Source organism: Nonomuraea sp. 3-1Str, from assembly GCF_031570565.1.
Classification (GTDB): domain Bacteria; phylum Actinomycetota; class Actinomycetes; order Streptosporangiales; family Streptosporangiaceae; genus Nonomuraea.
The window spans coordinates 128,738-147,383 of the sequence record NZ_JALHBK010000016.1; the positions used below are offsets into that span (position 1 = coordinate 128,738).

An 18,646-nucleotide genomic window follows, 5' to 3' on the forward strand; every position below is an offset into this window, starting at 1 on the left:
GTGGTTCTCTCCGTTCAGCTGATTCAGGAATGCATGCTGCTCGTGACCGGATGGTCACCGGCCGCGGGGGGCCGATGCGCCCCGACCGGGCCGGCGCGTAGCACGACGAAGCCGAGGAGGACGGCGGCGACGAGGAGGCCCGCGCCGACGCCGAACGCCAGGTGGTAGCCGGCGTTCAGTGCCGAGACGGTGCGGTTCCCGCCGGCGGCCAGCGCGTCGGTGTGCCCCGAGGCCAGCGCCGCCAGGGCCGCCAGGCCGAGCGCGCCACCGACCTGCGCCCCTGTTCCGGCCAGGCCGGAGGCGAGCCCGGTGTCGCCGGGATGGACGCCCGACATGGCGAGTGTCATGACCGCGGGCATCGCCAGGCCCGCGCCCGCCCCGAGCAGCACCATCGAGGGCAGGACGTCCAGCGCGTACCCGCCGCCCACCGGGCTGCGCGTGAACAGCGCCAGCGCCGCCGTGATGAGCGTCAGACCCGTGAGCAGGACGGCGCGCGGGCCGAGACGGGTGATCAGGCGCGGGGCCAGGCCGAGAGAGACAACCGCCAGCACCAGCGCAATGGGCAGCCCCGCCAGGCTGGTCGCGGCCGCGCCGTAGCCCAGGACCCGCTGCATGTACAGGACGGTGAGGAACTGGAATCCCGACATGCCCGCCACCATCAGGACCTGGACGAGGTTGGCGCCCGACAGGTTGCGCGAGCGGAAGACGCGCAGCGGCATCAGCGGGTTCCTGGCCCTGGCCTGGCGGGCGGCGAACCCCGCGAGCAAGGCGATGGACAGGGCGCCGAGGCCGAGCGTGTGAGCCGATCCCCAGCCGTGCTCCTCGACCTTCACGACGGTGTAGACGCCGGCCATCAGGCCCGCGGTGACCAGGAACGCGCCCGCGACGTCGGCTCCCGCGCCGAGGCCGAGCCCGCGGTCGGCGGCCAGCAGGCGTACGGCCAGCACGACGGCCACGACTCCGACCGGTGCGTTGACGAAGAAGATCCAGTGCCAGCCGGCCGCCTGCGCCAGGACGCCCCCGGCGGTGCCGCCGATCGCGCCGCCGGCCGCAGCGACGAAGCCGATCGCGCCGATCGCCCTGGCCATCTCGCGTGGCTCCTGGAAGAGGGTCACGATGATGCCCATGACCACGGCCGAGGCCATCGCCCCGCCCGCTCCTTGAACGAACCGGGCGGCGACCAGCATCTCCTGACTTACCGACAGCCCGCACAGCAGCGAGGCCGCGGTGAACACGACCAGGCCCGCGACGAATATGTGCTTGCGGCCGACCAGGTCGCCCAGCCGCCCGGACAGCAGCAACAGGCCACCGAAGGCGATCATGTAGGCGTTGACGACCCAGGCCAGACCGGCCGCGGAGAAGCCCAGATCGTTCTGGATGGGCGGCAGCGCCACGTACACGATGCTGGAGTCAATGATGATCATCAGTTGTACGGCGCTGAGCACGGCAAATGCGCGCCAGCGCGACGCGCGAGCCGGTGGGGCGTCGTGGGGCATATGCGGTTTCTCCCGTAGGGCAACAAGGGGGTGGCGCCTCGCCCGGGAAGGGGCGGTCACCTTTCGCACATCTGACCGTAGAGTGATCAGGGGAGATGATCCATGCTCATTGATCTCGCATTCATACGCCATCGTCTCTTGAAATAGACGATGGACCTAGGATTGCTTCATGGATGTGCTCAGTGACGTGATCGCGGCCATGCGCATCGGACGCCCCGCCTCCGCGCGCGTGCGACGACACGCCCCCTGGGGCCGGCGCTACCCCCCCGTGCCGGGAGCCGCCTTCCACGTGATCCTGCAGGGCACCTGCTGGCTGCTCCCACCGGACGGCGACCCCCTGGCGCTGGCCCCCGGCGACGTGGTGTTCCTTCCCGGGCCGGTCGACCACGGACTGGCCGACACCCCCTCAACCCCCTTGACCGAGCCCTTCTGCACCCCCGACGAGCAGGGCGTCCACTTCGGGCAACGCGACGAGTTCCCGCCGGACGCGGTGCGGGGCTCGGGCGCTCCGAGCGTGACCCTGTGCGGCGCCTACCAGTTCGACCTCTCCCGCGCGCATCCCCTGCTGAACGAGCTGCCGCGGATCGCCCACCTGCCGGCCCGGCGGGGCCGCCACCCCGAGCTGCGCGCCGCCGTCGACCTCCTCGGCGGCGAGTTGGAGGACTCCCGTCTCGGCTCCGACGCCGCCGTGCCCGCACTGCTCGACGTGCTCCTGCTGTTCATCCTGCGCGCCTGGTTCGCCGAGCAGCCCGAGCGCGGCGCCGCCACCGGCTGGGCCGCGGCGCTCGGCGACCCGGCGATCATCACGGCTCTGGGTTGCCTTCATCGCGACCCGGCCCGGCAGTGGACGGTGGAGGAGCTGGGATCGCGGGCCGGGCTGTCCCGGGCGGCCTTCGCCCGCCGCTTCACCGCGCTGGTCGGTCAGCCGCCGCTCACCTACCTGACCTGGTGGCGCATGACCACGGCGGCCCGGCTCCTGCGTGACTCCGACGCCCCGCTGAGCGTCGTGGCCCAGCAGATCGGCTACACCTCGGAGTTTGCCTTCGCCAACGCCTTCAAGCGGCAGTACGGCACCGCCCCTGGCAAGTACCGACGACAAGGAGCCTGACGCGGCTCGGCGGCGTGGGACGGTACGCGCCTGTCCCGGTCAGAGGGTGGGCGGCTCACGGGAGCGGGCCGGTCCGGTGGATGCTGCGGATCGGGCGGCGACGACCGCATGCGGGAGCGGATCGCCCAGCGCCGCGGCCATGGCGTTGAGTTCCCGCTTCACCCGCGAGGCGATGCCGCCCCCGAGCACGTACCTGGTCGGGGTGGCGGCCCGCCGGGCGCCCGCTGCGCTACGGGCTCCGCCTCGGCAACCTGCCGGAAGTCGATCAGTTTGCGCACCGGCTCGGCGGTGCCGTCACAGGAGGCGGCGGATGTCGCCGTAGGCGCGGTAGAAGCCGCCGCGGCCCGACGGGCGTACGCCGTCCACCAGGTAACGGGCGCCCTCCTCACGGATCTCCTTGGGGAACTGGACGTTCCACCGCTCGTAGCCGGGGCTGGCCACCCGCACCCGCAGCCGGTCGCCCTCGCGCGTGCACTCCACGACGACTCCCTCGCCGGCGTGCGTGGTGGTCTCCACCACGACCGACGGCTCGACCGGGGTGAGCGTGGCCGCGGCCTTGACGTCCACGGGCTGCGGGACCGTGCCCTCGCGGGCCGCGGCGATGGCCGCCTCGCTGGCGTCGATGCAGGCCAGCGTCCCGTCGGTGGTGACGATGTAGAGGCGGTCGTCGAGGAACTGCATGGACAGGGCCGAGCCGCAGCCGGTGGCGAGCTTCCACAGCCGCTTGCCGGAGGCGTCGAAGCAGTACACGGAGGAGTAGCTGTCGCCGGCGAAGACGTGCCGGCCGCCGGGCGAGGTGGCGCAGGAGTAGACGTAGCCGTCGCACTGGTAGACGGCCTCGGTGCGGCCGTCGTCCTTGGCCAGCCGGTGGACGGTGTGGCGGGCGGTGCCGGCGTAGACCGACCGCTGCTCCTGCCAGCCGAACAGCACGCCGCCGGCCGACGCGTTCTCCCACACGAGGGTGCCGTCGGAGGCGTCGTAGCGTGCGATGCCGTTCGAGTGGCCGTGGTAGACGGAGTCCTGGTCGCACCTGACCATCCAGGCGGAGTCGCCGCGGCCGGTGCGCGCCCACTGGAACTCGTCCTCGTAGTCGATCGTGGTGATGCGCCCGGCGCGGTCGGAGACGCCGAGGATGCCGTCGCGGATGTCGAGCCAGTAGATGTCCACGTCCGCGGCGATCTCGTAGGCGGCCCGCGGCACCTTGCCGCTGAGGTCGTACACGCGGCCGTCGTCGCAGCCGGCGTAGATCCAGAAGTCGTCGGCGACGATGCACTTGACGCCGTCGGGCAGGCGGTACTGGTTGGTGACGGTGCCGGAGTGGGTGACGGTGTAGGCGTCGCCGCGCTGGTTGCCGACCCAGCAGCGCTCGGCGTCCACGAAGATGCCGAACGCGGCGGCGCCGCTGGCGAAGCGCCACAGGACCGGGGCCTGCCGGGCGGTGGAGCGGCTGCTGGTGACCGCCCGGCGGGTGATCGCCCGGCGCTGGCGCACGCCGCGCACGGCCGGCGCGTACCCCTTGCGGATCTTGTCGCTGATCTTCTTGGCGGCCGCCGCCTGGGCCTTGGCCTCGGTGGGGAAGCCGGCGACCTTGGTCTGGCCGGCCTCGCCGATGCGCCCGTAGGTGATCGTCACCTGGGCGCCGGACACGATCACCTCGTAGAACTTGTGCGATCCGCCGTCGTCTTCCGACAGCTCCAGGTACGTCATGTCCGTGCTCTCCAGGGTCGGGCTTGATCAACTGCCCGGGACACTAGAGGGTCGCGGTGACAAACTGGGATATGTGCTGATCAGCGGGCCCGGAGCCACTCCAGGGCCGCCGGGGCGGATGCGAGGATGGAGAGGTGCCCGTCCTCGGGGGACAGCCGCAGCTCCGCCCGGGGGCAGCGGCCGGCCAGCCACCGGCCGTGCGAGCTGGGGACGACCCGGTCCTGGCCGCCGTGCGCCAGCAGGACCGGCGCGGTGATGTGCGCCGCGTCGAAGCCCCAGGGGGCGACATAGGCGAGATCGTCGTCTATGAGCGCGGCCGGGCCGTTCTCGACGGCCGGGCCGACGACCTCGCCGAACCAGGACCACGAGCCGGAGAGCGCGGCGTGGTCCGCCGCCGTGAACATGTCCCGGTCGTACTCGGCGGTGGCCTCGTACGCCTCCTTGGCGGCGCGTCCCTCGGCGGCCGCCCGCAGCGACGCCATGCCGGAGGCGTGCATGCCGGCGAACCAGTCGAGCCCGTCGGCGCCGAACGGGGCCAGGCCGCCCACGCTGACCACGGCGAGAACGCGCTCCGGCAGGAGGGCGGCGCAGGCCAGGGCATGCGGGCCGCCGCCGGAATGGCCCATGACCGCGACCCGGCCGATTCCCAGCGCGTCGGCCACGGCCGAGGCGTAGGCGGCCGCCGAGGCCACGTCCCGGCCCGGGGCCGGCGTCGAGCCGCCGTATCCGGGCCGGTCGTAGGACACCCAGCGGATGCCGAGCCGCTCCGAGGCGGGAAGGAGCGGCCGGGGAGGCGCGCCGATGTTCGGCGTGCCGTGGTGCCACAGGACGGGGAGGAGGCCGGGGGAGTCGTCCCCGCCGGTGTCGTAGACGTGCAGGGTGGAGCCGTCGTCCAGCTTCAGGTCCAGCTCCGTCACCGGCCGCGCGCCTCCCGAGTTCATGGGCGTACGGTACACGGCCTCGCGACTCGCCGGACGGGGGGCGGACGGTCGTCGGCGGGTCAGGTGCGGCCGTGCCTCAGTGGCCGGAGGGGCGGCGGGCGGCCCAGGCGGTGCGGGTGCCGCGGACGGCCAGGTCCCGGCGGCGCAGGAGCGAGCCGGGGGTGTCGTCGGCCAGCAGGTGGTCGAGCACGTCGAGGTCGTCGGCGGCCAGCAGGGGGTCGAGGGCGGAGCGGACGCGGCTCAGGTAGGCGTGCGCGTACCGCCCGACGCCCGGCAGCGCCGGATCCGCCTCGATGGTGAAGACCCGCTGCCCGGCGATCTGGAAGCCGGCCCGCTCCAGGGACGTCCGCCAGTCCGGGTGGGAGTTCCAGCCGGCCCGCGCCGCGGCCTCGTGCCAGCGTGACTCCAGGCCGGGGCGACCCAGTCCGAGGTCGTCGGGCAGGAAGCGCGGCAGGTCGTCCATCTCGACGACCGCCAGCAGGCCGCCGGGGTTCAGGGCGGCGTGGACGTCGCGGATCAGCCGGTCCGGGTCGGCGACCTCGTGCAGCGACGAGGCCGCCCACGCCACGTCCAGCGCGCCGATCCCGGGCCAGGCGACGTCCAGGTCGGCCCGCACCGCGCGTACCCGGTCCGCCGCCTCGTGCCCGCGCGCCTTGGCCAGCACCCGTTCGAGCATCGGCGCCGACTTGTCGACCGCGACCACGTCCGCCTTCGGGAAGCGGCGGGCGAGCGCCAGAGTCCCGGTGCCGGTCCCGGCGCCGAGGTCGGCGACCGTCCGGGGCCCGTCCGGGGCGTGCCGCGCCACCCACGCGGTCACCTCGTCGAGGTACGGGCCGAGCAGCTCCGCGTCCAGGTCCAGCAGCTCCGCCAGCCCGGCCCCGTCGCCGTGATGCCCGTCGTCGTGATGCCCGTCGTCGTGATGGCCGTGGGAGTGATCGTGGTGGTGGGACCGTGAGTGGTGTGTCATGCGCTTCACGCTAGGCGGTCCCTGCGCCCAAGACATACACTCTTGCGCATGACGCAAGAAGTCGCCTTGGAGAGCCTGATCCGCCGGCGCATCCGGGGCCTGCGCGTGGCTCGCGGCTGGTCACTGGACGCCCTCGCCGCCCGCTGTCACCTCAGCCCCTCCACCCTGAGCCGCATCGAGACCGGGCACCGCAGGATCGCCCTCGACCAGCTCGTGCCGATCGCCCGGGCGCTCGACACGACGCTCGACCAGCTCGTCGAGTCCGCCGAGGACGAGGACGTCGTGATCCGGCCGCAGCCCTGCGACTCGCCGGGGCTGACGACCTGGCTCCTGTCCCGCGAACGCACCCTGCACGGCGTGACCGTGGCGAAGATGCGCATCACCCCGGACCGGCCGGCCGGTCCCGACCACCTGGGGGTGCACCCGGGCCGCGAGTGGTTCACGGTCCTGTCCGGCACGGCCCGGCTGCACCTGGGCGAGCGCGTCATCCTGGTCTCGGCGGGCGACGCGGCCGAGTTCTCGACCATGGTGCCGCACGCCATCGGCGCTCACGACGGCCCCGTGGAGATCCTCACCATCTTCGACCACGACGGGCAGCGCGCCCACCTGCACGGCTCATGACAGCTCGCGCGCGCGGATGATCCCGAACCGCTTCGTCATGGCCGGGGGCCGGTGTAGGCGTCGTCGGCCTCGTACCGGACGGAGCCGACGTGGACGGTGCCGCTGAGGGCGCGGACGCCGGCGGTCCGGCCGGTGAATCCGCCGGCCACCTCGGTCGACAGGTACCGGCCGTCGAAGCGCGCGAGCGTCACGCCGCGGCCGTCGCGGACCACCGACAGCGCGATGTCGTCGGGGCCGCCGTGGGTGGGGGGCTCCGACGCGATCCGTACCGTCGGCGCCGGGCCGAGGCCGGTCGTGGCCTCGCCGACGCGGGACTCCAGCGGGCCGATGCGCAGCACCGCGTGCGCGGAGCCGTCCGCGGCTCGCAGCTCGCACCAGTGCTGGTCGTCGAGCCGCAGCAGGACGCCGGCCGCGCCGCCGGAGGTGTCCAGCGTGACGTCCAGGCGCCAGCGCTCGTCGGTCACGCGGGCCATCAGGGCGCTGACGTTCCCGCTGGGGCAGGTCGCCGGGGCCAGTGTCACCCCGGGCCCGGTGGCGGTGACGAACTCCTGGAGGGGGGCGCCGGGGGAGACCCAGCGCGGGTGGAGCCCGGGCCCGGCGAACGTGTCCACGAACGAGCGGTCGGGGATCTCGCAGGCGAAACGGTCCTCGTCGAAGCGGGGCCACCCGTCGATCCAGTCCACACCGGCCAGGAACGTCTCCCGCCCGTTGACGTGGAACATCGGCGTCGTCCCGCGCGGGCGGACGCCGAGGTACACCGCCGCCCACCCCCCGTCGGGGGTTTCGACGAGGTCGGCGTGCCCCGTGTTCTGCACCGGATGGGTGGTGCTGCGGTGCGAGAAGACGGGATTGGTGGGGGCGGGCTGGAACGGGCCCTCGGGGTTCCGGGCGCGGGCGACGCAGACGCCGTGACCCCGCTCGGTGCCGCCCTCGGCGATCACCAGGTACCACCAGCCGTCGCGCCGGTAGAGATGGGGCGCCTCGGGGAAGGCCAGGCCGGTTCCCCGCCACACGAGCCTCGGCTCCTCCAGCGCCACCGCCCGCTCCAGGTCGACGCGGGCCTGGGCGATGCCCTCCATGCCGGGCCGCGTCGAGCAGTACGTGACGTAGCAGGCGCCGTCGTCGTCCCAGGCCAGATCCGGGTCGATGCCCTCCAGGCCGTCGATCACCACGGCCGGGGCCCACGGGCCGGCCGGGTCCGTCGCCGACGTCAGCAACTGGCCGCCGCCCGAGGAGACGTCCGTCGTGATCAGCCAGAACCGGCCCGCGCGGAAACGCAGCGTCGGAGCGTAGATGCCCCTGCTCGCGCCGGCCTGTCCCGCCCGGAACCGACCGGCGCCGGTCAGGGCGTTGCCGATCTGGGTCCACCGGACCAGATCGGCGCTGTGCCAGACCGGGACGCCGGGGGAGTACTCGAACGAGGAGTTGACCAGGTAGTAGTCCTCGCCCACCCGGCAGACGCTCGGGTCGGGATGGAACCCGCCGATGACGGGATGCGTGCCGGCGACCTCGCGGCGCCGGCCCTGGGATGCTTCGAAGGTGGTCATTTGATTCCGGTCGCCGCGATTCCTTGGATGAAGTAGCGCTGCAGGGCCACGAAGAGCAGCAGCACGGGAGTGATGACGAGCACGGAGCCGGCCAGCAGGACCCCGTAGTTCGTCGCGTTCTGCCCCACCGAGTACAGGGAGAGCGCGACGGGGAGCGTGTACATGTCCTCGGTCTGCGCGACCACGAGCGGCCACAGGAAGTTGTTCCACGAGCCGAGGAAGGTGAGGATGGCGAGCGTCGCCAGCGCCGGGCCGCAGAGAGGGAGGATGACGCGCGCGAAGATGCGCACCTCACCGGCGCCGTCGATGCGGGCGGCCTCGATGAGCGAGTCGGGTATCTCGCTGATGAACTGGCGCATGAGGAAGACGCCCATCGGTCCCGCGAGGAACGGCAGGATCAGCGCGGGATAGGTGCTGACCATCCCGAGCTTGCTGACCACGACGAACAGCGGGACGAACGTGACGACTCCGGGCACCATGAGCGTGGTCAGGACGAGCACGAAGACGACGCGCTTGCCGGCGAAGTCCAGCTTCGCCAGCGCGTAGCCGACCATGGAGCAGAACAGGAGCGTCCCGAGGACCGTGAAGCCGGCCACGACGACGCTGTTGACGAAGAACGTCGGGAAGTTCAGCCGGCCGAACCACGTCCCGAAGTTGTCCGGCGTGAACGTCTCGGGCCACCACGTGGGCGGGCGCCTCAGCAGCTCGGACTGGGTCTTCACCGAGCCGAGGTACATCCAGGCGAACGGGACGAGCGTGGCCACGACGGCGGCGACGAGGACGACGTACACGAGGGTCCGGCCCGCGCTGATCCGCCGTCGTGGGGACTGTGTCGTCACGGGTCACTCCTTGGTGCGGAAGGCTCGGAACTGCACGACGCTCAGCAGCGCGATGGCGACGAAGAGCACGTAGCTGGCCGCCGACGCGGTGCCGTAGTTGCCGAACCCGAACTGGTTGTAGGTGAAGTAGCTGATCGACAGCGTGGAGTCCAGCGGGCCTCCCTTCGTCATGACGAACGGCTCCTCGAAGAACTGCAGGAACCCCACGGACAGCAGCACGGCGCCGAGGAGCAGCGTCGGGCGCAGCATCGGGAGCGTCACCCGGGCGAAGCGCTGCCACGCGCCGGCCCCGTCGGCCGAGGCCGCCTCCAGGACGTTGGCGGGGATGCCCTGGAGCCCGGCGAGGAAGATGATCATAAGCGTGCCCATGTTCCGCCAGACGGCCATGAGGATCATGGCGGGCATCGACCAGAGCGGGTCGTTGAGCCAGTCCGGGCCGTGCACCCCGACCGCGCCGAGCACGGTGTTCAGCAGGCCGTCCGGCTGCAGGATGAACCGCCACACCACCGCGACCGCCACGATGCTGGTGATCACGGGGGCGTAGAACCCGACGCGGAACGCCGTGCGGAACCGGGTGATCCCGTTGTTGAGCGCCACGGCGAGGGCCAGGGCGACGATCATCGTGAGCGGGATGCCCGCCGCCACGAAGTACACGGTGTTCAGCAGCGACCGTACGAACTGCTGGTTCTCGAACAGCCGGACGTACTGGTCCACCGCGACGAACTCGACGGCCAGCGGGTTCTCGATGTCGCTGTTGCGGAAGTCGGTGAAGGACATCACGAACGAGGAGACGAGCGGGAACACCATGAAGACGGCGAAGCTCAGGACGAACGGCAGGGCGAACAGGTAGGCCACCGCCGTCATCCGGCGGCGACGCGCCCTGCCCGGGTCGTCGCCGGCGGAGCGCGAGGGCGCCCCGGTGCCCGCGGCTCGGGTCACGGCCATGCCTACTCGCCGGTCCCCAGCGAGTCCGCGGTGGACTGGAGCTGCCGGACCGCGTCCTGCGGGCTCTTGCCGCCGCGGAACACCCGCTCGATCTCCGTGTCGGCCGCCGCCGACACCTGCGTCCACGTGGTCAGGACCGGAGCCGTCTTCGTGCTCTTGAGCTGCTCACCGAACACGGACACCTTCGGGTCGGCGGTCAGCGCGGGGTCCTTCCACGCCGACTGCCGCGACGGGAGGTCGTTGACGGTCTTGAACCACTCGACCTGGACGTCGGGCTGCGTGAGCCACTGCACCAGCTTCCACGCCGCGTCCGGGTTCTTGGAGTTCTTGAACACGGCGAGGTTGGCGCCCGCCGCGAACGAGGTGGACGTCCCGCCCGGCGGGGCCGGGATCGGCGCCACCGCGAACTTGTCCTCGAATCCGGCGCCGCCCGCGGTCTTCAGTCCCGGGATGTCCCAGGGGCCGCTGATGAACATCGGGACGGAGCCGTCGACGAAGGCGGAGGCGGTGGAGCCCGTCTCCGCGTCCGGGTTCTTGTTGGCGATGCCCTGCTTGAAGAAGCCGCTCAGGTACTCGAGGGCCTCGACCGTTTTGGGGGTGTCGAAGGTCCACTTGGTCTGGTCGGCGTTCATGAAGTCGGCCCCGTTCGACCACACGAACGGCAGATTGTTCAGGAACGCGTTCCATCCTCCGGAGGGAAGCGTGACGCCGTACTTGGCGCCGGCCTTGTCCTGGTACGCCGCCGCGAGCGCCTTGAAGCCCTGCCAGTCCTTCGGGAAGCTGTCGAACCCCGCCTTCTTCATCAGGTCGGTGCGGTAGAAGAGCACCCGGGTCTCCACGTACCAGGGCACGCCCAGGCGCGCGCCGCCGATGTCGGTGGTCTGGAGCGAGACCGGGAAGATGTCGCCGGTGTCGATGTCGGCGGGCGCCGGGCGCAGCGCCGACGCGAACGTCGGCATCCAGTCGGTGCCCAGCATGCCGATGTCGGGAGTCGTCCCCCCGGCTATGGCCGTCTGGTACTTGTTCTGCGCCGAGTCCCACGGGATGGCGGTGACCTTGACGTCGACGCCGGGGTTCTTGTCCTTGAAGGGCCTGAGGAAGCCGGCGAGCGCCTCACCCTCCGTGCCCTGCGCCCAGACGGTGATGGTGCCGGTGGCCGGGCCGTTCGTCAGGCGGCTCGCCGGTGCGTCGCTCTGCGGGCGGTCGTTCGAGCGTCCGCAGCCGCTGAGCGCCAGGGCGAGCGTCGCGGTGACGGCCGTGGCCGCCGCCAGGTTCCTTCGGATCATTTGTCGTTCCCCTTCGTGCATGGGGGGTTGCTTCGGGGCGCACGATCGTGCTCATGTGCTGGCTGGACTCCGTGCGGTGCGGTAATCTAAGCGCATAACATTTGCGGTGGCAAGCACTCTCACCAGCGAACCCACCCGACCGTGATGGCGGTCCGGGCCGCCGATGATCCAGTACTGTTACGGCGGAAACCGGCTGCCGAGCCGGATCGGTTCACGGATCGGACCCGGCATGGATACGGCATCGGATCCGGCACGGGATCGTCGCCGGGGGAGGAGCGGACGTGGCGAGACGCCCGACGGTTTACGACGTCGCCCAGCTCGCCGGGGTGTCGATCGCGACGGTCTCCTTCGCGTTCACCAAGCCGGAGCGCGTGAAGTCGGAGACTCTGCGGGCGGTCCTGCGCGCCGCGGACTCCATCGGCTACGTGCCGAGCGCCAACGCCCGCGGCCTCGCCAAGGGGAAGACGGGGGCGCTGGGGCTGTACGCGTTCGACTACCTCCTCGAACCGGCCGAGGAGGCTTCCTCCTCCCACGACGCGGCGCGCGTTCCCGACGGGCGGCTGTTCCCGCTGTACTCCGACGAGGTCCAGCGCGGCGTCCAGCTGGAGTGCCGGCGGCGTGGTTACGCCCTGATGCTCGGGTCAGGCCGCAACCCGGGGCATCTGCCGAGCGTCATCGACGTCGCGGGGCGCGTGGACGGCCTCATCGCCTTCGCCGGCGCCGCGCCGGGCACCCTGCTGGAGCAGATCTCGGCCCGGATACCCGTCGTCGAGCTCGGCGGGGAGATCAGGCGCGAGGGCATGCACACGGTCTACGTCGACAACCGTGACGCCATGGCCCGGCTCACGCGGCACCTGCTGGCCGACCACGCCTACCGGCACTTCGCCTACCTCGGCGAGCTGGGCACCCCGGAGTTCGTGGCCCGCTACGAGGGCTTCTCCCAGGCCCTGCACGAGGCGGGCATCGCCCCGCCCCCTCCGCTGAGCAGCCACCCGGGCGACGACCAGACGACCGTCGACACCGTCCGCTCCCTGCTCGGCGGCCCGCCCGTCCCACGGGTCCTGGTGTGCGCGACCGACCAGGAGGCTCTCGTCGCGATCGACGTGCTCCGGGGCGAGGGGATCGGCGTGCCGTCCCAGGTGGCGGTGACGGGCTTCGACGGCATACTGGCCGGACGCCTGATCACGCCGCACCTGACGACGGTACGGCAGCCGATGGAGCAGATCGGCCGGGTCGCGGTGCGCATCCTCCTCGACGCCCTGCAGACGGGCGAGGGCGCGGACCGCCACGAGGTCCTCACCTCGGCGGTGTGGCCCGGCGGAACCTGCGGCTGCCCCGGCGCCTGACCTCGGCTCACAGCTTGCGGATGTTGAGCGCCACGTACTCGAAGCTGTCCTGGCGGCGCTGCTCCACGTCGAACTCGACCTCGTCCCCCTCCTCCAGCACCCGGTAGCCGTCGCCGACGACGTCGCTGAAGTGCCCCCAGGCGTCACGGCCCGGCGGGAGCTCGGGGGAGGAGATCGCCCCCCAGCCCTTCTCGGCCTTCCAGAACTTCACGGTTCCTCGCGTCATGCCCTCACCCTGGCAGGCCCGCCGCCGCGGCCGCGAGCGAATAACCGGCCGAGCGGGACAGGGGTGGCGCGTCAGGCGGGGGTGGCGCGGGACAGGCGGGTGGTCAGGGCACGGATGTACGCGATCAGCTCCGGCGGCTCGTGGACCTCGAAGTCCACGTCGAACATGCCGAGCGTGAGCGCCAGCCACTGCAGCGAGTCGGCCGCCGTGTGCAGGCGGCAGGTGTGCTCGTCCACCACCGTGAGGACCCCGTCCTGGGGGCGCAGCCGCTCCGCCACCGCGGCGAACGGCGCGTGCAGCGTGACCACGGCCCGGTGCCGCGCCAGCGAGGACGTGACGGACTCGGCGACGTACCGGGCGATGTCCGGCGAGGGCAGCTCCCTGGGCCGGAAGCGCTGCCCGGCCGGCCGCGGCGACGACATCCGGTCGGCCCGGAACGTCCGCCAGTCCTCGCGGCCCGCGTCCCAGGCCACGAGGTACCACTTGCGCGCCAGATGGACCAGCCGGTACGGCTCCACCAGCCGCGTCCCGCCGTCGCCGTCGCGCTTGCGGTAGGCGAACCCGAGCCGTTCGTGGTCGCGGCACGCCTGGGCGATGACCGTCAGCACGTCCGGGTCGGCGGCCGGCCCCTGGGAGACCAGCGGCACCGTGTAGCTCTGCAACGCGTTGACCCGCCGGCGCAGGCGGCCGGGCAGCACCTGCTCCAGCTTGGCCAGGGCGCGCACCGACGTCTCCTCGATGCCGGCCACCGTGCCGCCCGCGGCTGTGCGCAGGCTGATCGCGATGGCGACAGCCTCCTCGTCGTCGAGCACCAGCGGCGGCATCGCCCGGCCCGCCTCCAGCCGGTAGCCGCCGCCCGTACCCGGTGCGGCCCGCACCGGGTAGCCCAGCTCGCGCAGCCGGTCGATGTCACGGCGCAGCGTGCGCGGGCTGACCCCCAGCCGGGCGGCGAGCTCGGGCCCCGGCCAGCCACGGCAGGTCTGCAGCAGGGACAACAGGCGGATCATGCGGGACGGCGTACTGGCCATGGCCCGAGGATGGCACGCAAAGCGGCCAGCGCCCGTCCGCAATGGGTGGTTATGAGGCCGTCCAGGTGACGCGCTCGCCCGAGGGGTGCTCGCGGACGTAGCCCGGGCTGCGGCCCAGCCGGACCTCGATCCGGCCGCCCTCCGCGTCCTTCCACGTGAAGCCGTCGCGTACCGGCTCCACGACGGGCGGCGGCGGCGTCGACGGCTCGCCCGGACCCAGCCACACCGCCGCGGCGTACAGGGCCTGCCCGCCCGGGTGATCGCCCACCAGGTACGGCGTCGCCGAGTGCTCGCCGACGGCGTTCTGGCCGGTACGGGCCGCGACCCGGGCCCCGTACCAGCCGTGCAGGCCGGTGATGGAGCTGACCAGCGCGCCCGAGGAGACGCGGGACTCCAGGCCGTCGAGCCGGGTGGCGCACGGCTCGTCGCCCGCCAGGGCGTGGCCGCCGTCGCGGACGGCGCTGCCCTCGGGCGCGGCGACGCGGTGGACGCGCACCTCCCACGGCCCGTCGACCACCGACGCGGTCTCGACCGCGACCTCGCCGTCGAAGTACCGGGAGGCGGCGAGCCGGTCGGTCACCACGAGCCGGTCGATGCGCCGCCGTCGCGTGGCGCTCCCGTCGGGGCGGGTGACGGTGAGGTGGCCGTCGATGTTCGCGGCCCGGCCCTCGTCGCCGGTCTCGGGAGCGGTGTGCGTGGAGTAGGCGAACTTGGCGTAGTGCGGGTCGTCGACGGAGCTGTCGCGGTTGTTGTGGTCGCTGCCGTGGTTGATCAGGCGCACGACGCCGCCGGAGCGGTGCAGCAGCCAGCCGGGCGCGGGCATCGCCAGCGTCAGGTCCTCCTGCTCGCCGGTGTCGCCGGCCTCCCCGGCGGGCTCGGTCCAGACGGGGTGATCGGGGCCGAGGAGCAGGCCGGCGAAGCCCTTGCTGGCCCAGTACGGCGAGGCCGGGCCCGAGTAGGGCTGCGTCACGGGCAGGAAGGGCCGGTGCCAGCCGAGGCTGAGCAGCCCGTCGGCGCCCGGGGTCCCGTGGCGCTCGAAGTGGCCGAGGGTCCGGTCGGCCAGCAGCCGGGTCCGGCCGGGGGACAGCGGCGTGGCGTCGAAGATCGCGCCGACCCAGAACGGCGCCACGGTCGCCATCCGGTACGTCAGCGACCGGCCCTGGTGCATCGGCGCGCCGTCCGGGGCGAACAGGTGCTGGTACGTCTCCAGGAACGTGCGCAGCCGCTCGCGGTACACGCCCGGGTCGGCCCCGGACATCCGGGTCCACCACAGCGTGTACAGGTGCATGGCCCAGCCGCAGTAGTAGTCGTAGTTCTGGCCCGCGCCGTCGGTGTACCAGCCGTCGCCGACGTACCACGGCTCGATGTCGGCCAGGTGCCGCTGGATCTCGGCGGGGTCGTGGGGGCCGCCCACGTTGGCGAGGAACTGCTCCACGATCACCTTGAACAGCACCCAGTTGCACGGCGGCGCGTACTTGCCGACGATGCCGCCCAGCCAGGCGACCACGCGCTCCTGCACGGCCGGGTCGAGCCGGTCGAACAGCAGCTCCCGCGTCTCGTGCAGGGCCAGCGCGATCGAGGCGGCCTCCACGATCGTCTGGTGGTGGTCGGCGATGGGCTGCCAGGCGTGCTCGTGGCTGGGGTCGGTGCCGTGGGCCAGGCCCACGGCGTACCGCTCCAGCAGCCCGCCGGGAGCGGCCTCGGGGTCGCCGGCGGCACGGAACGCGGCGAGCAGGAACGTGCGCGCGAACCCCTCCAGCCCGTCGGACTCGGGGCCGGAGGCGCTCGTGCGGCCCGGCAGCCGGTACTGGGCGAAGCCCGGGGTGGCGTAGGGGACCACGGCCTCCAGCAGCCGATCCGCCACCGACACCCAGTGTTCGCGGGATCCCACAGTGCTCCTCCGGCCTTTGGTAAGCGCTTTCCAACCTTCAGATGACCCTATGGACCGGCCGCCCCGGCCGTCAAGGGCGCCGACCGGCTCGCGGACGCCGAGGTGGTCGGTGCGGACGTCGTGCCGCCGCGCCGCTCGACCCTGACCCACCATCGGTCTCTCAGCATGGTGGCACGACCACGAAAAGCGCGATCGACACTTCACGATCCACCACGACGGTGTTCGGACAGGCCTGACCGTCCCTGGGTGACACCTTTGCCGAACCTCGACCGCGTGCCGGTTACCGCCGGGCATGTCAAGGGCACAGGTCGCGCTTATGGATCGATCGGTAGCCGAGCAGCTCACTCCTCACCTCCCAGCCGAGGTTGGCGAGATCATCGGTCGTAAGCGCGAGATCGGCGCGATCAGGAGCCTCCTGTCCACCACGCGGTTGCTGACCCTGACGGGCACGGCCGGCGTGGGCAAGACGCGCCTGGCGACCCATGTGGCGGCCCACGTGCAGCGGGCCTTCCCCGACGGGGCGTGGCTGGTCGAGCTGGCCTCTCTGCAGGACGAGCAGCTGCTCGCGGTGGCCGTCGCAGAGGCCCTGGGGTTGCAGGAGGAGATGCCCCGGCCGTCGACCGAGAGCATGATCGACCATCTGCGGGACAAGCGGATGCTCCTGGTGCTCGACAACTGCGAACATCTGGTGCAGGCCTGCGCTTCGCTGGCCGACACCCTGCTCGGCGCGGCACCCGGGGTGCGGCTGCTGGCCACCAGTCGCGAGGCGCTGGGAGTGCCGGGCGAGACGCCCTTCATCGTGCCCCCGATGCCCTTCCCCGGCCCCGACGACCAGGTCACCGGGAGCGATGTCCTGCGTTACGATGCCCTGGCGCTGCTGGCGGAGCGGGCCAAGGACATCGCGCCGGAGGTCGATATCGCCTCGCGGCCTGTGGCGGCGGCGCGGTTGTGCCGCCTGCTCGACGGCATTCCGCTGGCGATCGAGCTCGCCGCGGTGTGGCTGCGGGTCCTGTCGCTGGATCAGATCATCGACAGGCTCGGCCACCGCACGCACTTCCTGAGACGGGGTTATCGCACCGCCCTGCCGCGCCACCAGACGCTGGGCGCGGCGGTCGAGTGGAGCTTCGAGCTGTGCTCCGTCCAGGAACAGATCATGTGGGAACGCCTGTCGGTGTTCGCCGGCGGCTTCGACCTGGCAGCGGCGGAGGAGGTCTGCTCGGCCGCGCCGCTCACCCGCGAGGACGTCCTGCCCCTGCTGGCCACGCTGACCGAGAAGTCCATCGTGACCAGGGAGACCTACGGCACCCGCCCCCGCTACCGGATCCTGGAGACCCTGCGAGAGTACGGTCAGGACCGGCTGGCCAAGAGCGAGGCGGCACCGGCGACACGACGCCGGCACGCCGAGTACTACCTGGGCCTGGCCGAACGCAACAGGGCCGGCTGGTTCGGCTCCAACCAGGTGGAGTGCTTCACCACGGTCGTCCCCGAGATGCCGAACCTGCGGGCCGCGCTGGACCACTGCCTGGGTGCGGGCCTCCGTACCGAGGAGGCGATACGGATCTTCACGGCGCTGGAGGGGTACTGGTTCTTCTTCGGCGGTCCAGCCGAAGCCCGCCATTGGATTGACCGACTACTCGACTGCCGGCAGATGACCGGGCAGGAACGCTTCAGCGTGCTGACCATGGGCACGTTCTTCGCTCTCATGCAGGGCAGGATCGACACCGCGCGGGTGCTGCTCGAGGAGTGCCGGCTTCTGGCCGACGACTGCGATCACCAGAGGCCGAAAGCGATAACGAGCTTTCTCTCAGGACGACTGAGGCTGATGACGGGTGATTACGAGGACGCGGTCGGCCTGCTCGAACAGGCCCTGGACTGGTACGAGCACGATTCGGGCGAGATCACTGGCGAGATCACTGGGGACGGTGTCCTGCGTGACGCGTTCCTACCGGCGTTCTACCTGTCCCTGTCCGCGATCTTCGCCGGCGATCCTCGCGCCGGGTCCTGGGTGGCGCGCTGCCGCGAGATCGCCGAGGCGGGGGGCTCGCGCGGCGAGATCGCGCTGGCGATGTGGGCTGCGGGCGTCGCACGCTGGTCCGCCGGCGACCTGACACAGGCCGCCTCCTTGTTCCGGTCCAGCCTGCGCCTCGAACGGTCGGCCGGCTACCGCTACAGCCCGGCGTGGTTCGTGGAAACGCTTGCCTGGGTCGCCGCGGCGCAGAGGCACGACGTGCCCGCCGCGCTCCTGATCGGCGCCGCCGACGCTATGCGACGCGTGCTTGAGGTATCGCTGGAGGGCTTTCGCCCTTACGACGACGCCCACCGTGCCACAGAGTCGTCGCTGCGTGCCCGTCTCGGCGCGAAGGATTACCGCAAGGCTGTCGATGAGGGCGCGAGCTTCGACTTCAACACGGCCATCGGCTATGCCTTGCAGCAGCCACCCGAGCCGCGGGCCGAGTCCGCGCCCTCCGTCGCACCGGCGCCGGCGCTGTCACAGCCGGTGCTGACCCCGCGGGAGGCCGAGGTGGCCCGTCTCGTCGCGGAAGGCATGCGCAACAGGGACATCGCGGCCGGCCTGGGCATCTCACAGCGGACGGCCGAGGGCCATGTGAAGCACATCCTGGACAAGCTCGGCTTCACCTCTCGTGCACAGATCGCCGCCTGGTACGTCAACCGGTGATGCCAGGGAATCACCGCTCGC

At 72.1% G+C, this 18,646-nt stretch carries 15 protein-coding genes; 4 read left to right on the forward strand and 11 right to left on the reverse strand.

Annotated features, from left to right (window positions below; genetic code table 11):
* Window positions 1–23: 23 nt before the first annotated feature.
* Complete coding sequence (locus tag MTP10_RS24975; RefSeq protein WP_397334504.1) at window positions 24–1,496, reverse strand: MFS transporter; 1,473 nt, start codon at window positions 1,494–1,496, stop codon at window positions 24–26.
* A gap of 169 nt (window positions 1,497–1,665) precedes the next feature.
* On the opposite strand from MTP10_RS24975, the gene MTP10_RS24980 reads away from it, so the two are divergent.
* Window positions 1,666–2,604 carry an AraC family transcriptional regulator gene (locus MTP10_RS24980; RefSeq protein WP_310712068.1) on the forward strand — a complete coding sequence of 313 codons (939 nt, stop codon included), beginning with the start codon at window positions 1,666–1,668 and terminating at the stop codon, window positions 2,602–2,604.
* Window positions 2,605–2,898: 294 nt separating this feature from the next.
* On the opposite strand, the gene MTP10_RS24985 is transcribed toward MTP10_RS24980, so the two are convergent.
* From MTP10_RS24985 to MTP10_RS24995, 3 genes are all read right to left on the reverse strand, one after another.
* Window positions 2,899–4,311 carry a WGR domain-containing protein gene (locus tag MTP10_RS24985; RefSeq protein ID WP_310712069.1) on the reverse strand — a complete coding sequence of 471 codons (1,413 nt, stop codon included), beginning with the start codon at window positions 4,309–4,311 and terminating at the stop codon, window positions 2,899–2,901.
* A gap of 80 nt (window positions 4,312–4,391) precedes the next feature.
* Window positions 4,392–5,252, reverse strand: a complete 861-nt coding sequence (locus MTP10_RS24990; protein ID WP_310712070.1) for an alpha/beta fold hydrolase — start codon at window positions 5,250–5,252, stop codon at window positions 4,392–4,394.
* A gap of 76 nt (window positions 5,253–5,328) precedes the next feature.
* Complete coding sequence (locus MTP10_RS24995; protein ID WP_310712071.1) at window positions 5,329–6,219, reverse strand: class I SAM-dependent methyltransferase; 891 nt, start codon at window positions 6,217–6,219, stop codon at window positions 5,329–5,331.
* Window positions 6,220–6,267: 48 nt separating this feature from the next.
* On the opposite strand from MTP10_RS24995, the gene MTP10_RS25000 reads away from it, so the two are divergent.
* Window positions 6,268–6,840, forward strand: a complete 573-nt coding sequence (locus MTP10_RS25000) for a helix-turn-helix transcriptional regulator (protein ID WP_310712072.1) — start codon at window positions 6,268–6,270, stop codon at window positions 6,838–6,840.
* A gap of 35 nt (window positions 6,841–6,875) precedes the next feature.
* On the opposite strand, the gene MTP10_RS25005 is transcribed toward MTP10_RS25000, so the two are convergent.
* Genes MTP10_RS25005 through MTP10_RS25020 form a run of 4 tightly spaced genes read right to left on the reverse strand, consistent with a single transcriptional unit; the run spans window position 6,876 to window position 11,457 of the window.
* Window positions 6,876–8,387 carry a family 43 glycosylhydrolase gene (locus MTP10_RS25005; RefSeq protein WP_310712073.1) on the reverse strand — a complete coding sequence of 504 codons (1,512 nt, stop codon included), beginning with the start codon at window positions 8,385–8,387 and terminating at the stop codon, window positions 6,876–6,878.
* Window positions 8,384–9,226, reverse strand: a complete 843-nt coding sequence (locus tag MTP10_RS25010; protein WP_310712074.1) for a carbohydrate ABC transporter permease — start codon at window positions 9,224–9,226, stop codon at window positions 8,384–8,386. The genes MTP10_RS25005 and MTP10_RS25010 overlap by 4 nt, the downstream gene beginning before the upstream one ends.
* Window positions 9,227–9,229: 3 nt before the next feature.
* Complete coding sequence (locus tag MTP10_RS25015; RefSeq protein WP_310712075.1) at window positions 9,230–10,171, reverse strand: sugar ABC transporter permease; 942 nt, start codon at window positions 10,169–10,171, stop codon at window positions 9,230–9,232.
* Window positions 10,172–10,173: 2 nt separating this feature from the next.
* Window positions 10,174–11,457, reverse strand: coding sequence for a sugar ABC transporter substrate-binding protein (locus tag MTP10_RS25020; protein WP_310712076.1), 1,284 nt, complete (start codon window positions 11,455–11,457; stop codon window positions 10,174–10,176).
* Window positions 11,458–11,738: 281 nt separating this feature from the next.
* Between MTP10_RS25020 and MTP10_RS25025 the strand changes: the two genes are divergently transcribed.
* Complete coding sequence (locus MTP10_RS25025) at window positions 11,739–12,803, forward strand: LacI family DNA-binding transcriptional regulator (RefSeq protein WP_310712077.1); 1,065 nt, start codon at window positions 11,739–11,741, stop codon at window positions 12,801–12,803.
* A 7-nt stretch (window positions 12,804–12,810) separates the two neighbouring features.
* Here the strand turns inward: MTP10_RS25025 and MTP10_RS25030 are convergent, their stop codons facing one another.
* The 3 genes from MTP10_RS25030 to MTP10_RS25040 form a co-directional block, all read right to left on the reverse strand.
* On the reverse strand, window positions 12,811–13,029 hold the full coding sequence (locus MTP10_RS25030; RefSeq protein ID WP_310712079.1) for a cold shock domain-containing protein: 219 nt from the start codon (window positions 13,027–13,029) through the stop codon (window positions 12,811–12,813).
* A 71-nt stretch (window positions 13,030–13,100) separates the two neighbouring features.
* Entirely contained in the window at window positions 13,101–14,057 is a 957-nt protein-coding gene (locus tag MTP10_RS25035; RefSeq protein WP_310712080.1) for a YafY family protein, read from the reverse strand.
* Between the two features lie 49 nt (window positions 14,058–14,106).
* Complete coding sequence (locus MTP10_RS25040) at window positions 14,107–15,948, reverse strand: DUF2264 domain-containing protein (RefSeq protein WP_310712081.1); 1,842 nt, start codon at window positions 15,946–15,948, stop codon at window positions 14,107–14,109.
* Window positions 15,949–16,264: 316 nt separating this feature from the next.
* Here MTP10_RS25040 and MTP10_RS25045 point away from each other — a divergent pair, with 316 nt between their 5' ends.
* Window positions 16,265–18,625 carry a LuxR C-terminal-related transcriptional regulator gene (locus MTP10_RS25045; protein ID WP_310712082.1) on the forward strand — a complete coding sequence of 787 codons (2,361 nt, stop codon included), beginning with the start codon at window positions 16,265–16,267 and terminating at the stop codon, window positions 18,623–18,625.
* Window positions 18,626–18,646: the final 21 nt, after the last annotated feature.

Bases quoted from the DNA above. Each gene is read 5' to 3' on its own strand.
- MTP10_RS24975 (WP_397334504.1), bottom strand. From the start codon at position 1,496: ATGCCCCACGACGCCCCACCGGCTCGCGCGTCGCGCTGGCGCGCATTT.
- MTP10_RS24980 (WP_310712068.1), top strand. From the start codon at position 1,666: ATGGATGTGCTCAGTGACGTGATCGCGGCCATGCGCATCGGACGCCCC.
- MTP10_RS24985 (WP_310712069.1), bottom strand. From the start codon at position 4,311: ATGACGTACCTGGAGCTGTCGGAAGACGACGGCGGATCGCACAAGTTC.
- MTP10_RS24990 (WP_310712070.1), bottom strand. From the start codon at position 5,252: ATGAACTCGGGAGGCGCGCGGCCGGTGACGGAGCTGGACCTGAAGCTG.
- MTP10_RS24995 (WP_310712071.1), bottom strand. From the start codon at position 6,219: ATGACACACCACTCACGGTCCCACCACCACGATCACTCCCACGGCCAT.
- MTP10_RS25000 (WP_310712072.1), top strand. From the start codon at position 6,268: ATGACGCAAGAAGTCGCCTTGGAGAGCCTGATCCGCCGGCGCATCCGG.
- MTP10_RS25005 (WP_310712073.1), bottom strand. From the start codon at position 8,387: ATGACCACCTTCGAAGCATCCCAGGGCCGGCGCCGCGAGGTCGCCGGC.
- MTP10_RS25015 (WP_310712075.1), bottom strand. From the start codon at position 10,171: ATGGCCGTGACCCGAGCCGCGGGCACCGGGGCGCCCTCGCGCTCCGCC.
- MTP10_RS25020 (WP_310712076.1), bottom strand. From the start codon at position 11,457: ATGATCCGAAGGAACCTGGCGGCGGCCACGGCCGTCACCGCGACGCTC.
- MTP10_RS25030 (WP_310712079.1), bottom strand. From the start codon at position 13,029: ATGACGCGAGGAACCGTGAAGTTCTGGAAGGCCGAGAAGGGCTGGGGG.
- MTP10_RS25035 (WP_310712080.1), bottom strand. From the start codon at position 14,057: ATGGCCAGTACGCCGTCCCGCATGATCCGCCTGTTGTCCCTGCTGCAG.
- MTP10_RS25045 (WP_310712082.1), top strand. From the start codon at position 16,265: ATGGATCGATCGGTAGCCGAGCAGCTCACTCCTCACCTCCCAGCCGAG.